The organism is Allomuricauda sp. ARW1Y1, from assembly GCF_013407935.1.
In the GTDB taxonomy this organism is placed as follows: Bacteria; Bacteroidota; Bacteroidia; order Flavobacteriales; family Flavobacteriaceae; genus Flagellimonas.
Genome location: NZ_JACBZU010000008.1, coordinates 39261 through 52792, shown reverse-complemented (window position 1 = coordinate 52792; position 13532 = coordinate 39261). Strand labels below are relative to the sequence as shown.

Annotated in this window: 12 protein-coding genes; 8 read left to right on the top strand and 4 right to left on the bottom strand. The window is 43.0% G+C overall.

The genetic code is table 11. From position 1 onward, the window contains the following. The first annotated feature begins 15 nt into the window (after positions 1-15). Positions 16-1350 carry a serine hydrolase domain-containing protein gene (locus GGE08_RS15490; RefSeq protein WP_179385793.1) on the top strand — a complete coding sequence of 445 codons (1335 nt, stop codon included), beginning with the start codon at positions 16-18 and terminating at the stop codon, positions 1348-1350. 648 nt (positions 1351-1998) lie between these two features. Here the strand turns inward: GGE08_RS15490 and GGE08_RS15485 are convergent. After that, a complete protein-coding gene (locus tag GGE08_RS15485) occupies positions 1999-2841 on the bottom strand; it encodes a 1,4-dihydroxy-2-naphthoyl-CoA synthase (RefSeq protein WP_179385792.1) in 843 nt (280 codons plus the stop codon). Between the two features lie 44 nt (positions 2842-2885). Between GGE08_RS15485 and GGE08_RS15480 the strand changes: the two genes are divergently transcribed. The 3 genes from GGE08_RS15480 (at position 2886) to GGE08_RS15470 (ending at position 6254) form a co-directional block, all read left to right on the top strand. Continuing rightward, on the top strand, positions 2886-3632 hold the full coding sequence (locus GGE08_RS15480; RefSeq protein WP_179385791.1) for a hypothetical protein: 747 nt from the start codon (positions 2886-2888) through the stop codon (positions 3630-3632). 57 nt (positions 3633-3689) lie between these two features. Further along, a complete protein-coding gene (locus tag GGE08_RS15475; protein ID WP_179385790.1) occupies positions 3690-4313 on the top strand; it encodes a bifunctional 2-polyprenyl-6-hydroxyphenol methylase/3-demethylubiquinol 3-O-methyltransferase UbiG in 624 nt (207 codons plus the stop codon). Between the two features lie 183 nt (positions 4314-4496). Beyond that, complete coding sequence (locus GGE08_RS15470; RefSeq protein ID WP_257024052.1) at positions 4497-6254, top strand: serine hydrolase; 1758 nt, start codon at positions 4497-4499, stop codon at positions 6252-6254. 66 nt (positions 6255-6320) lie between these two features. Here GGE08_RS15470 and GGE08_RS15465 read toward each other — a convergent pair whose 3' ends face one another. Continuing rightward, positions 6321-8732, bottom strand: a complete 2412-nt coding sequence (locus tag GGE08_RS15465; RefSeq protein ID WP_179385788.1) for a glycoside hydrolase family 3 C-terminal domain-containing protein — start codon at positions 8730-8732, stop codon at positions 6321-6323. Between the two features lie 82 nt (positions 8733-8814). On the opposite strand from GGE08_RS15465, the gene GGE08_RS15460 reads away from it, so the two are divergent. From GGE08_RS15460 to GGE08_RS15450, 4 genes are all read left to right on the top strand, one after another. Next, positions 8815-9528: an NUDIX hydrolase gene (locus tag GGE08_RS15460; protein WP_179385787.1), complete on the top strand. Its 714-nt coding sequence runs from the start codon at positions 8815-8817 to the stop codon at positions 9526-9528. Between the two features lie 69 nt (positions 9529-9597). Next, positions 9598-10293 (top strand): serine hydrolase domain-containing protein, encoded by a 696-nt coding sequence (locus GGE08_RS16150; protein WP_257024051.1) that lies wholly within the window; start codon positions 9598-9600, stop codon positions 10291-10293. A 7-nt stretch (positions 10294-10300) separates the two neighbouring features. Then, entirely contained in the window at positions 10301-10948 is a 648-nt protein-coding gene (locus GGE08_RS16145) for a beta-lactamase family protein (RefSeq protein WP_257024050.1), read from the top strand. 53 nt (positions 10949-11001) lie between these two features. Next, positions 11002-11391 (top strand): hypothetical protein, encoded by a 390-nt coding sequence (locus GGE08_RS15450; RefSeq protein WP_179385786.1) that lies wholly within the window; start codon positions 11002-11004, stop codon positions 11389-11391. Between the two features lie 113 nt (positions 11392-11504). Here GGE08_RS15450 and GGE08_RS15445 read toward each other — a convergent pair whose 3' ends face one another. Next, positions 11505-12125, bottom strand: a complete 621-nt coding sequence (locus GGE08_RS15445; protein WP_179385785.1) for an SDR family oxidoreductase — start codon at positions 12123-12125, stop codon at positions 11505-11507. Between the two features lie 132 nt (positions 12126-12257). Beyond that, positions 12258-13496, bottom strand: coding sequence for a glycosyltransferase (locus GGE08_RS15440; protein ID WP_179385784.1), 1239 nt, complete (start codon positions 13494-13496; stop codon positions 12258-12260). Positions 13497-13532: the final 36 nt, after the last annotated feature.

Sequence of the window (13532 nt, the reverse complement as noted above, 5' to 3'; positions counted from 1 at the left end):
ATACATCTGATAACCATGAAACTACTTAAGCGTGTTTTATTGCTCCTGATCATTGCCATCGGAGTGATTGTGTACCTGAATTATCCCAAATTGAACATGATTTCCGGCTATGCCGCCAAAAATGTGGCCTCCGGGGTGTATGTGGCGCACCGTTCGGCGGCCAGCATGAACCAAATTGACAACAAGGCCCCGCTGGTGGAACTGGCTTCCACCGAGGTTAACGAAACTGAACGTTCGGCCACGGCTACTGTGTATGGCCTGATGGAGCGTACCGCTGTTTATCGCGATGGACTGGGTGCGGTATTGATCAACGAAGATTATGACCCGGAAGCCATGACCCTTCGTCCCAACCGAAATCAAGTTATGGATACGATTCCCTATCCTTATGGCCAGGCTGCGCCGAAGGACACCGTTTTTCCGGAGGTGGATATGGACCAAATTAACAAGGCCATTGCCATGGCGTTTGCTGAGCCCGAGACCCAAAAAACGCGCACTATACTCGTTCTGTACAAAGGCCACCTGATCGCAGAACGCTACGTGGATGGTTTTGATCAAAATACACCCATATTGGGATGGTCCATGACCAAAAGTGTATTGGCCACCTGCTACGGAATATTGGAGCATCAAGGGAAACTGGAGATGGATTGGCCCGCCCCTATTCCCGAATGGAAGGATGATGAGCGAAAAAATATTACCCTGAACCATCTGCTGCGCATGCAAAGTGGATTGGAATGGGAGGAGGATTATACCAAGATTTCAGATGTTACCAAGATGCTGTTCTTGGACAGTGACATGACACAGCAGCCCAAAAAGAAAAAAGCAATCGCCAAGCCAACAGAGGTCTGGAATTATTCTTCGGGAACCACAAATTTATTATCGGGTATTCTTCGTCAGCAGTTTAGAACCCATCAAGAGTATCTGGATTTCCCATATTCCGCCTTAATTGATAAAATTGGAATGTACTCTATGGTGTTGGAAGCGGATATTGCCGGAAACTACGTGGGTTCTTCCTACGCCTGGGCCAGCACCCGCGATTGGGCGCGCTTTGGCCAATTGTATTTGGATAAGGGGAATTGGAACGGGGAACAATTGTTCGGTTCGGATTGGGTGGATTACATCACCACCCCGACCATTAACTCCGATGGTACCTATGGCGCCCATTTTTGGTTGAACGCGGAGGGCAAGTACCCCGATGTACCTACGGACCTATTTTCATGCAATGGTTATGAAGGGCAATATGTGTTTATGATTCCATCCAAGGATTTGGTGGTGGTACGAACGGGATTGGCGGAAGAACCCCTATTCGATGTGAACGGGGTGTTGTCAAACATCGTAAAAGCGGTACCTTAAATCGATATGATATACTAAAATGCCCGAAAAACCACAGAATACGGGCACTTCACAACAATAATTTCATTTACGGGAACAGTGGTGGTACTTTTACTATGTAATAAAAAACGAAAGTAATTTTTTCATTTTCATATAGTGTTCTCGTAAAAGAGTCCTGACCCAAGTGGCAGGGCTCTTTTCAATTTTAGGCCATCCTGAAAGCTTTGTCTGCTTCCCTACAACTTGATTGCACGAATCGCTGATACCTCTTATGCTTCTTGAAAAACGTTGATTATAATCCCATCATCAACCCTTGAATTACAAGAATCACATAGATGACAACAGCAAAAGGCTACTTGACAACAATAATTTCATTTACGGTAACAGTGGTGGTACTTTTACTATGTAATAAAAAACGAAAGTAATTTTTTCATTTTCATATAGTGTTCTCGTAAAAGAGTCCTGACCCAAGTGGCAGGGCTCTTTTCAATTTTAGGCCATCCTGAATAATCCAAGACGCATCTCGACTTCGCTCGATGTGAGAACTACAGTTGTTCATTTCTTGTCATTTCGAGCGCAGTCGAGAACTATAGATGCCCCAACCATTTCACTCCCACAGAAAATGACAAGGGGTAATTGTAAATTGTTTGTTGGCAGCTGTAAATTGGCTTACGGAATCCATTTATCCTTGCCAAAATCGGGCTTGCGCTTTTCCAAAAAGGCATTCCGGCCCTCTTTGGCCTCGTCGGTCATATACGCCAGTCGCGTGGCTTCCCCTGCAAACACTTGTTGGCCCACCATACCATCATCGGTAAGGTTCATGGCAAATTTGAGCATTTTAATGGATGTTGGGGACTTGGCCAAAATCTCTTGGGCCCATTGGTAGGCGGTGTCCTCCAATTCATCGTGCGGGATAACGGCATTCACCATTCCCATTTCATACGCTTCTTGTGCGGAGTAGTTTCTCCCTAAAAAGAAAATCTCCCTCGCCTTTTTCTGTCCGACCATTTTGGCCAAATAGGCAGAACCGTATCCTCCATCAAAACTGGTCACATCGGCATCAGTCTGTTTAAAAATGGCGTGTTCCTTGCTGGCTAGGGTCATATCACAGACCACATGAAGGCTATGCCCTCCCCCAACGGCCCAACCGGGCACCACGGCAATGACCACCTTGGGCATAAAACGAATCAATCGCTGGACTTCTAAAATATTCAACCTGTGGTAGCCATCCTCGCCAACATATCCTTTATGGCCCCTAGCTTTTTGGTCGCCACCACTGCAAAAGGCCCATTTGCCATCCTTGGACGACGGCCCTTCCCCAGAAAGGAGCACAACCCCAATGGAGGTGTCCTCTTGGGCATCATAAAAGGCTTTGTAAAGTTCACTGGTCGTTTTGGGGCGAAAGGCATTGCGTACATCGGGGCGGTTAAACGCAATCCGGGCTACGCCATTACATTTTTTATAGGTGATATCCTCAAATTCCATGGCTGTCTGCCAGTTGGGTGATTCCATAAATGTCTGTTTTGTTTATCACAAAATAACGGAAATTCTACGTTATGACCGATTCTGTTTTGGATAATCAAACCCCCTATCATTTAAGATGGAAAAAAAGTTTGTATTTGGATGAATTTTGGCCAAATCACCTCATTCGTCAGATCAAACAGGGCATCCGTCAATTGGCAGCATGTTCGTTTAGGATTTCCATATACATTTACCATATGATGCGATTTAAAACTTTGGGAATACTCCTAGCTGTAGTATTCGGTTTGGTAGTTATGGGATATTTGGTGCTCAAACGGCATATCAATCCAGACCGTTACTTTGTAAAACGGACTCCGTCATTATCTTTTGACCATATTGAAGTACAGGATTTTATAGGAGGCATTAGCTTGAAACCTATTTTGGAAGAAACGGCTTTTAATTTAGGGACTACTTATGATTTGGATGACCAATCATTTGGTTTTGAGGTGGATTCCAATGGTTATTTTATTTTGACCGAAATCCCCACAGGTGCCACTTTTGTCTTGGGAAAGGTGGAAAACAGCATATTTGACGATAACATCAATGCGGAACGGTACACGATTGCGATACCGCGAAGCTACATCACAAAACATGAAGGTGTGCGTGGCCGAATCCCATTTTATGAATCTTCTCAATTTACCATGATGAGCAGCGGCGGATTAAAATACAGTTGGGCATATAAAACCACCATACAAAACCCTAAAGGTGAATCACTTCTGCTGTATGCTGCCTCCAAATACATGCACGATGGCACCACTACAGGGATTGTGAGTATGGAGTAATTGATTTTTACCGGTTAAAGGAATTGCGTTAATTTTAGGTCAAAATCAACTTAAAGCATGCAAAACGACTGGCTTGAAATGTGGAATACCCGATTTGGGCAGCAAGAATACGTTTATGGAACCGCTCCCAATGCCTATTTGAAGGAAAAACTGAAAAATTTACAGCCTGGTTCCATATTATTTCCTGCCGAGGGTGAAGGTAGAAATGCGGTTTATGCCGCACAATTGGGCTGGAAGGTAACTGCTTTTGATATAAGCGAGGCAGGACAACGAAAAGCACTCCAATTAGCCGAAAAGAAAGGTGTTGAATTGGATTATGTGGTCGGTGAACTTCCAAATCTTCACTATCAACCCGAACAATTTGATGCCATAGCTTTGATATACGCCCATTTTCCGCCCAACATCCGCTCTAAGTATCATAAATTGCTGAACAGTTATCTAAAAAAAGGCGGCACCATCATTTTTGAAGGCTTCAGCAAGGACCATCAAGCGTTTAAAAAGAAGAATCCGAAGGTAGGCGGCCCCAATAATGAAGATTACTTGTTCTCCTTGCAGGAGCTACAAACCGATTTCGCCAATTTTGAATTTTTGGAACTTAAAAAAATGACCATAGAACTCAACGAAGGTGACGGCCATGTGGGAACAGGCTCCGTTATCCGGTTTTTAGGCAAAAAGAAATAGTTGATGCTGTTTTCCCCAAGGTTTGTCAAAACTATGGTTCAGTTGGGATTTTTGCTTCCAAAATCCTTAGTATTATCGCAAAAGTACCGATTTTACTGGGCTTGACATAAAGGTGACATCTAAATGTCGTGGTGCTGTCATGCCCCCATGGATACCTTTGTTCATGAATTAAAATCAAAAAATATGAGCAATACATCAATCGGTGAACGACTCAAGTATCAACGTAAAATAAAAGGGTATTCCCAAGAGGAACTCGCCCATAGAACCAATGTTACGGTACGCACCATTCAGCGTATCGAAAAAGAAGAGGTATCCCCACACCTGAATACGATAAAACTATTGGCTGTTGCCTTGGAGATAGAAGTGGATGAGTTGTTTCCTTTAGACGACCCCAAAGAAGAAACCGTAAAGAAAAAATGGTTGCTTTTAATGCACGCCACTCCTTTGACTGGGATATTTCTTCCCTTGCTCAATGTGCTCATTCCACTTTTTCTTTGGATTCACAAACGGGAAGATAACCCGATTTATAACGAACACGGTATTAAGGTCATCAATTTTCAAATCACCGTATTGATTTTGGCCGTGCTGTCTTTTGTGAGTTTGTTGACCATCGAGAAATGGGGCTTTTTCATTTTTATTTCCGTGGTTCCCATTTGTATCGGCATTATCATTTTCAATATCATTTATGTGGTACAAAAAAACAAGTGCTACTATCCCTTTTCAATTCCTTTTTTAAGTTTAAAGAAGGACAAAGCATTTAGTCTTCTCCTTATACTTGGGATTGCAATGATCTGCAGTTGTGCAGGTCCAAAGCAGGAAACTGTGAAGCGTTTGGACGGTACTACAATTACCAAGGATTCCATTACCAAAAAAATAGACCAGTTAATGACCGACGCTGAAGTGTACGGTATGGCCATATCGATTTTTAATGATAACCAGCCTGTTTATCAAAAGGTTTTTGGGTATAAGGATTATCCGAATAAAATAGTGTTGACCGATTCCACAAATATCTACGGAGCATCCTTTAGTAAGGCAGTTTTCGGGGTTTTGGCCATGAAATTGGTTGAAGATGGTATAATTGACCTAGACACTCCATTGGAATCCTATTTGCCGCAAAAAATTTATGAATATGAACCACAGACCCGTTGGCACGATGACTTTTCCAGTTTGAAGGAAGATTCATTATATCATAAAATAACGGCAAGAATGTGTTTAAACCATACCACAGGATTTAAAAACTACCGATGGTTTGAAAAAGATTATAAATTGAGGGTACACCAAGAGCCGGGAACCAAATTTGGTTACAGTGGTGAAGGTTTTATTTACCTGCAAGTGGTTTTGGAAAAATTAACAGGAAAAGGATTGGAACAATTGGCCCAAGAAAACATTTTTGAACCATTGGGTATGGACAACTCTGCTTACGAATGGAAATCAAGGTTTGATAAAGATTTTGCCCTAGGCCACAACGAACACGCCGAAGCGCTGAAAAAAGACAAGGACAACGAACCCAGAGGTGGAGGAACTTTAGAAACGACGGCCTCAGATTACACCAAATTCTTGACCGCAGTGCTCAATCATAAATTGATCAGTAAAACATCCTATGATGAGATTTTTAGTCCGCATATTCGTATTCGCACCGAAAAACAATTTAGTCAAGGAACCAACAAGATTACAGATAAATACGAAGACATCAACCTGGGTTATGGCTTAGGTTGGGGCTATTTTGAGACACCCTATGGTAAAGCTGTATTCAAGGAAGGCCACGGCAGCGGATTCGTGCACCACTCCGTACTTTTTCCAGAAACGGGCAAAGGCATCATGATCATGACCAATTTTGAACGCGGCAATAGTATTTTCAAGGAATTGCTCGAAGTTACGCTGAAAGATGAGTATACACCATGGGAATGGGAGAATTATATTCCCTACAATGTGGCGGAATAGCATCAAATAAATTCAGGCAATCAATGCGATTGCCTGAATTCTTAACTAAACTGGTGAACTACCTAATTAAATCTTTATTTCTGTTGATTTTTTAATATCGCGTGATGAAGCTCCAGCCTTGATTATATATTTTCCAGGCTCCAAGGTCCATTGTGAACTATTTTCGTTCCAATACCTCAGATAGTTCACAGGAATGTTCACGCGAAGCGTATCTGTTGCTCCTGCACCGAGTAATTTTGTTTTGGCAAAGGCCTTAAGTTCTTGCTCGGGTCTATCGATTTGAGTGGAGTCCTTGGAAACGTAGAACTGAACAACTTCTTTTCCATTGGTTTTTCCAATATTGCTTACGGGAATAGATATTTTAATTGTATCGTTCTCCTGCACTGTTTCCATATCGCCATACGCAAAATCGGTATAGGAGAGTCCAAAACCAAAAGGATAGGACACCTCTAGATTTGCCTTATCAAAATGACGGTAGCCCACATAAATTCCTTCTTCATAATTGGTATAATCGACATCCTTTACCATTTCATCTTCCGGAACTTCATCCTTACCAAACAACATATCCGTTATTTGCATGGGCAAACCGTTTTGCGGGAAATTTGCATTGCTGGCATGATCTGCCACATCAACAGGGAAGGTCATGGTCAATTTTCCGCTGGGGTTAACGTCTCCGCTCAAAATATCCGCTACGGCGTTACCACCTTCTTGCCCGCCTTGCCATGCGAGTACAATGGCATCCGGTTGGTTTTTCCACGAAGCTGTTTCGATGACACCACCAATGTTCAACACCACAATGACCTTTTTCCCTGCTTTTTGAAAAGCTTCACAAGTCGTGCTCAGCACCTCCTTTTCCTTGTCGGACAACAGAAAATCGTTCGCAACGACCCTGTCACCGCCCTCTCCGCTGTTTCGGCCAATGGTGATGATGGCCAAATCACTTTCTGAAGCGATGGTTTTCATTAAATCCTTATCGTAGCTGATCTCGGGAGGAAGATATGGATTGAACATGGCCGACATGCCTTCGGGTTTTTCAAAGGCCTCTTCATTGGCTGCCTTGTGTTTTTGATAAGCCTGCTTTGCAGTGGGGCTCACACGGAATCCGGCATTGATGAGTCCCTCTTCCAAAGAAATCGTATAGGCTTCGTTTACATCGCCAGAACCTGTTCCTCCAGCAATAAAATCATACGAATACACCCCGAGCAATGCTACGTTCTGTCCTTTTTCCAAGGGAAGTGCATCATCATTTTTCAACAATACCATTCCTTCCGATGCTGATTTTCGCGTAATGGCCGCATGGGCTTCCAAATCGGGATTTTCACCAAAGGTAAAATCGGTCATTTTTTTACTCTTGAAAATCAATGTCAAAATACGCTTTACCGAAGTATCCACGGCATCCATGTCCAAAGAACCGTCCTCGTACCCTGCCGTTAGGGCTTTCCATTGTTTTTTGGTGCCAGGTTCCAATAGGTCGTTCCCGGCATTGACCATAGCCACTGCATCGTTCCCTCCAAACCAATCGGACATCACTAGACCTTCAAAGCCCCAATCGTTACGTAATACATCGGTCAATAAATGCTTACTCTCCGAGGTATAGGTGCCATTTACCTTGTTGTAAGATGACATAATGGTCCACGGTTGTGCATCTTCCACGATGATTTCAAATCCTTTCAGATAGATTTCACGCATGGCCCGGTCGGAAACCCTGGTGTCATTATAGTTTCTATTGGTCTCTTGGTTGTTGGCCACAAAATGCTTCACGGAAGTTCCAACGCCGTTGGATTCTATGCCATTGACCATGGCAGCCCCAATTTTCCCGGTCACTAGTGGATCTTCGGAATAGTATTCAAAGTTCCGTCCACAAAACGGGTGTCGGTGAATGTTTGCTCCCGGGCCCAATATGACATCGATGCCATACTCGAGTGCTTCATTGCCCATGGCATTGCCCACATTTTCCACTAATTCGGTGTTCCATGTTGATGCCAACAGCGTAGCTATCGGGAATGCGGTGCAGTAAAATGTTCGATCTATACCATCACGTTTAGGTTCTATTCTGAGCCCCGCCGGCCCATCGGAAAGATTGATACTCGGAATGCCGAGCCGTGGTGTGGCCACAATGGTACCCACCACTCCGGGAATGCCTTCTCCAGGTTCCACCATTCCCATGCCGGAAGCCATTCCAGAACCCTTCAATAAGTGGATTTTCTCCTCCACAGTCATTTGGGAAAGCACATTGGCTACCCTAGCCTCAATGGGTTGACGGCTGTCTTCATATACATCCAACTGGCCATTGCCATTTCGGTCCAGAAACGTGTAACCATCAATAGTGACCGACGGTATTTCTGCCTTTTCTGTGTAGTCATCCTCAAAATCCAGAAATTGTGAGCGTAAATACCACCATCCTAATAGTCCTCCTACTAAAACTAATAACAGAAGAACACCGATGGTTTTCAACGAAATGCGGAGTGCTTTTTTCATAATATATAGTTTGTGTCACCTTGACACAAATATAAAAAAGATTTAATTGTGGCAAAATGACACAAATCATTATTTTTGCAGTATGGACATCAGAACTTTTATCGAAAACGGTCAACAAGATTATTTGCCCAATCTTTCGGTGGATATGGTCATCATCGGATTTCATGAAGACCAACTCAAGTGTTTGTTGCTTCAGATTGGGGATAAGTGGCTATTGCCCGGTGGGTATATCCTACGTTCGGAATCTGTGGAAGCGGCCACGGTGCGTATCCTAAGGGAACGAACCGGGTTGGAAGACCCCCACTTTAAGTTTTTGTCCGTTTTTGGGGGTGAAGACCGTAAGTTTACAGAGGAATGGCAGCAATTTTTTAAGGAATTGGACTTTCCCTTTAAAGAAAATTCTTGGTTGAACGACCGTTTTGTGACCCTCGCTCACTATTCCTTGGTCAACTTTGAAGAGACCCGACCGGTAATCGGTAATTTGGACTCGGCTTTTGGTTGGTTTAACATGAATGACCTCCCTCCTATGTGGATGGACCATCGGGATATTGTACAAGAGGCCAAGGAGCGGCTCAAGGAAGATGTACAACAAGAACCATTGACCTATAATTTATTGCCTACGGAATTTACGATGCCACAATTGCACCAATTGCACCAAACCATTTTGGAGGAAACCCTGGACCGTAGCCGTTTTCAAAAGAAGATGATAGGTTCCGGTTTTTTTGAGCGTTTGCCGAAACTCCAAACAGATGCCCCGGGCCGGAAACCTTACCAATATCGCGTGAAAAAGGTATAGTGAAGGCAGGTTCTTTTTGGTTTGACATGGAAATGCTCTAATTTGGTGGCAACACTAAACCTCCATGACATGAAAAGCCCACTTTCTTTATTTTATAAACAACAGTTCAAAACGCATTGGACTGTGACCGTTCTTTTCCTTTTTACCGCTTCGTTATGGTCCCAAGAGTTTGATACCGTTAAAATGGACCAATATTTTGATCTCCTGGAAGAGAACAATAAGTTCATGGGCAGTGTTGCCGTCTCCCAAGCCGGTGAGTTGATCTATACACGTTCGGTGGGGTATTGTAACGTCACTTCCGAATCCAAAGCAACGGTGGCTTCCAGATATCGCATTGGTTCCATTACCAAAACATTTACAGCAGTATTGGTTTTTAAGGCCATATCGGCAGGGAAACTGTCTTTGGACCAGACCTTGGACCAGTTTTTTCCAGAGGTTCCGAAATCGGAAAATATTACCATCAAACAACTGTTGGGCAACCGAAGCGGTATCCACAATTTTACGGATGACCCTGCTTATGCTACCTACATGACCCAGCCAAAATCTGCATCAGAAATGGTGGAAATCATTGTAAAGGCGGGAAGTGATTTTGAGCCCGATAGCAAATTCCAATACAGTAATTCCAATTTTGTGTTGCTGACCTACATTCTTGAAAAAAGCATGGGAAAACCCTATCGTGATTTGCTTGAAGAGTTTATTGCTAAGCCCTTAGGGCTTACCGATACCTATGTCGGTGAAAAAATTGGCACAAAGGCCAACATGTAAATCGTACATGTACCTGGATAAATGGCAAGAACATCCAGAAACCGATATGTCCATCCCTGTTGGTGCAGGTGCCATAGTTTCCAATCCAACAGATATTGTCAAATTTAGTGATGCCCTTTTTGGAGGCAAATTGCTTGATTTGGAGTATGTAGAAGCCATGAAAAAGATTACGGACGGCTATGGATTGGGATTGTTCAGCTTTCCTTTTCATGAGCGAACCAGTTATGGTCACACGGGAGGGATTGATAAATTCTCTTCTTTATTCGGTCATTTTGATGACGGGAATGTATCCTTTGCCCTTACCTCAAATGGCAACAACATGAATACCAATGACATTGCCATTGCCGTTTTGAGCACGGTCTACAATGAGCCTTTTGAATTGCCAAAATTCAATACTTATGAAGTATCACCCGAACAATTGGAGGTTTATGTGGGCAACTATACCGCCCCTGATTTTCCTTTGGACATAAGTATTTTCATTGAGGATGGGGTGCTCAAGGGCAGAGCTACGGGTCAGCCAGCATTTACTTTGAACCCTGTGGACGAGCATCAATTTGAATTTGTCTCCGCAGGTATCGAAATGACCTTTGATCCCGAAGAGAACACCCTATTTTTTAAACAACGTGGGGTAAGAGTGAATTTTAAAAAGAAGTAACATCAACTTAACGTGAGAAGGAAGAATAAATCTATCTTTAGGATAAAAAAGCCATGAAAAAAGTATTTTTATTGATGCTCTTCCCATTTTTGACGTCATTTCAATGTGAGGACGATTTCGAAAACGCTGGATTTGAAACATCATACAAAATTCAAAACAACTCCAATGTGGATTTGTTCTACATTGATGATTCCAACCAAATTTCGCAAATACCCAAACAGTCATCCAGTATCATTGGCTCTACCCTGAACAATGAGACGATAGCGGTCATGCCAACAGCGTCTTTACTCTTTGAGACCATTAAGCTGTACGCTTCGGAAAATGGAGATTACGTATTGCGGTATCAGCAAACTCCTGTTGATGACGAATTGTGGGTGTTATCGGAACCTTTGGAAAATGTTTTTGAATACACCTTGATCATTACGGACCAATTACTGGATTGATGTACTTTGGGCAGCATTAAAGGGTTCAACCTTTATGCTTCTCCTCAATCCATTTGGCCATATACTTGGTAGTCGCTTTGCATACCTTCCAATTTCTATATGGGAAATAATGCTTAGAATTCATGTACAGCTTCTTCTATTTTGGTTTCGCCCGTTAAAATTTCGAACACTTTATTCTTGGCAACATCATCTTCGAGACTCTTCACAAGCGTACGAGCGACATCCCATCTTGGAATTTCACCCCGCTCGTTCAGTTTTTGTGAAAGTTTGATTTTTCCAGTTCCCTCATTGTTGTTCAATGCGCCTGGCCTCACTATTGTGAATGTTAGACCGCTGATGTCCAAGTATTGGTCAGCATTTTGCTTCGCCTGTAGGTATTCCTTAAGTTCACCACGTGGATTGTCCACGCCCATAGAACTGAGCATTACAAATTTACGTACACGTTCCTTTTTTGATGCATCGATGAGCTTTTTGGCACCTTCTTGGTCCACATCGACCACGTTTTTACCTCCAGAGCCTGCAGCAAAAACTACTTTATCTATACCTTTGGTGGTATGAGATACATCTTTGGTTAGGTCTCCCATAACAGTTTCTACCCCTTGCGATTCCCATTGCTCCTTTTGCTCATTATTACGTACCAAGGCTACCGGGCGATAATTTTCGGCTTGTTTTACTAATTTGACAACTTTTTCTCCTGTTGTACCAGTGGCACCTGCGATTAAAATATTTTCCATAGTTGATAAGATAAAACTATTGAGGAGTCATCCAAGATGCTTAACGCAGTTTTAACGCCGCATATCATTTGAAACATTTTTAATATCAAATGCTCAGGAAAACTTAGCTAATCTTAGCCATAACTAATTACGTTACTTCTCCTTATTCTTCTCCTCAATCCATTTGGCCATATACTTGGTGCTACTCATGGTTTGATGCTGTAACAGTTTTCCAATGAAATTTTGTGTGCGATGGGCTTCCAAATCCATCATCAGGGGTTCCAATCGTTCTTCCAAACTACTTTGTAAGCTTTGCCTATCATACAACTGTTGGAGCAATGCATTACCGTTGTGTTGGGCACTTTCCCAGCTTTTTTGGTCTTGGTACAATTTCACGGCAGCTTGGGCAAATGCTTCCCAATCATCGGCAATAAATCCGTTCCATGCCACGTCAGCATGCATGCCCTCGGCACCTATGATGGTGGTTACACTTGGGGTTCCGGTTTGCATGGCATCCAACAACTTTCCTTTGATTCCGGCACCAAATCGAAGTGGAGCCAACAAAACCCTGGCACTTTGGAGCACCCTGAACGCATCTTCCGCCCATCCGTTAACGTAAAACCCTGTTATGGGGTAGTGCATTTCATTGACCTGTTGCGGTAGATATGCGCCATAAATTTGGATTTCAGCATTGGGCAGTTGATGGCGAATTCGGGGCCAAATTTCACTTTTCAAGACCTTTAGGGCATCCACATTGGGTGCGTGTTTGCCATTTCCGATACTTATGAAACCATTTCTGGCATCGAATGGAGGTTTTTTTTCAGCAGATATACTCCCAACATCTACCATAAACGGAATACACAGCAGCAAATCCGAAGGGACCTTCAACTTTTGCTGTAAAATTTCCATTTCGTAGCTGGAAATCATCAACGTAAGATCGCAGCGATAGATACTTGCAATTTCCCGTAACGTTGTTGGATGGTTTTTCCAATCTTCAATCTTAAAGACTTGGTTCTTTTTAAGTGCCTCTTCCCTACTCTTGCGCAGCGCATGTAAATCTTCGGTATTGAGTATACGCAACGCACTTGGTGCGTGTTCAGCTACGCGCCACCCAAATTGTTCCTCTACCATAAAACGGTCGAACATCACCACATTGGGCTTCAATTGCTGTATAAAATCATCAAAACTCGAATGGTTGAGTTGGATTTGGACTGTTGCAATGTCCATGGCTTCCAAATCCAGACTGAACTCGGTTTTACTTGCCGTGCTGGCAAATGTAATCTGATAACCAAACGCCAAAAACGCCTCCAACAATTGTTGCATACGACTTCCTGCCGCAGTTGTTGAGGGTTCTGGCCATACATAACCAATTACAAGTAGTTTTTTGGACATGGAGGTAAAAATACAAAGATGGCCGTATACTATTGG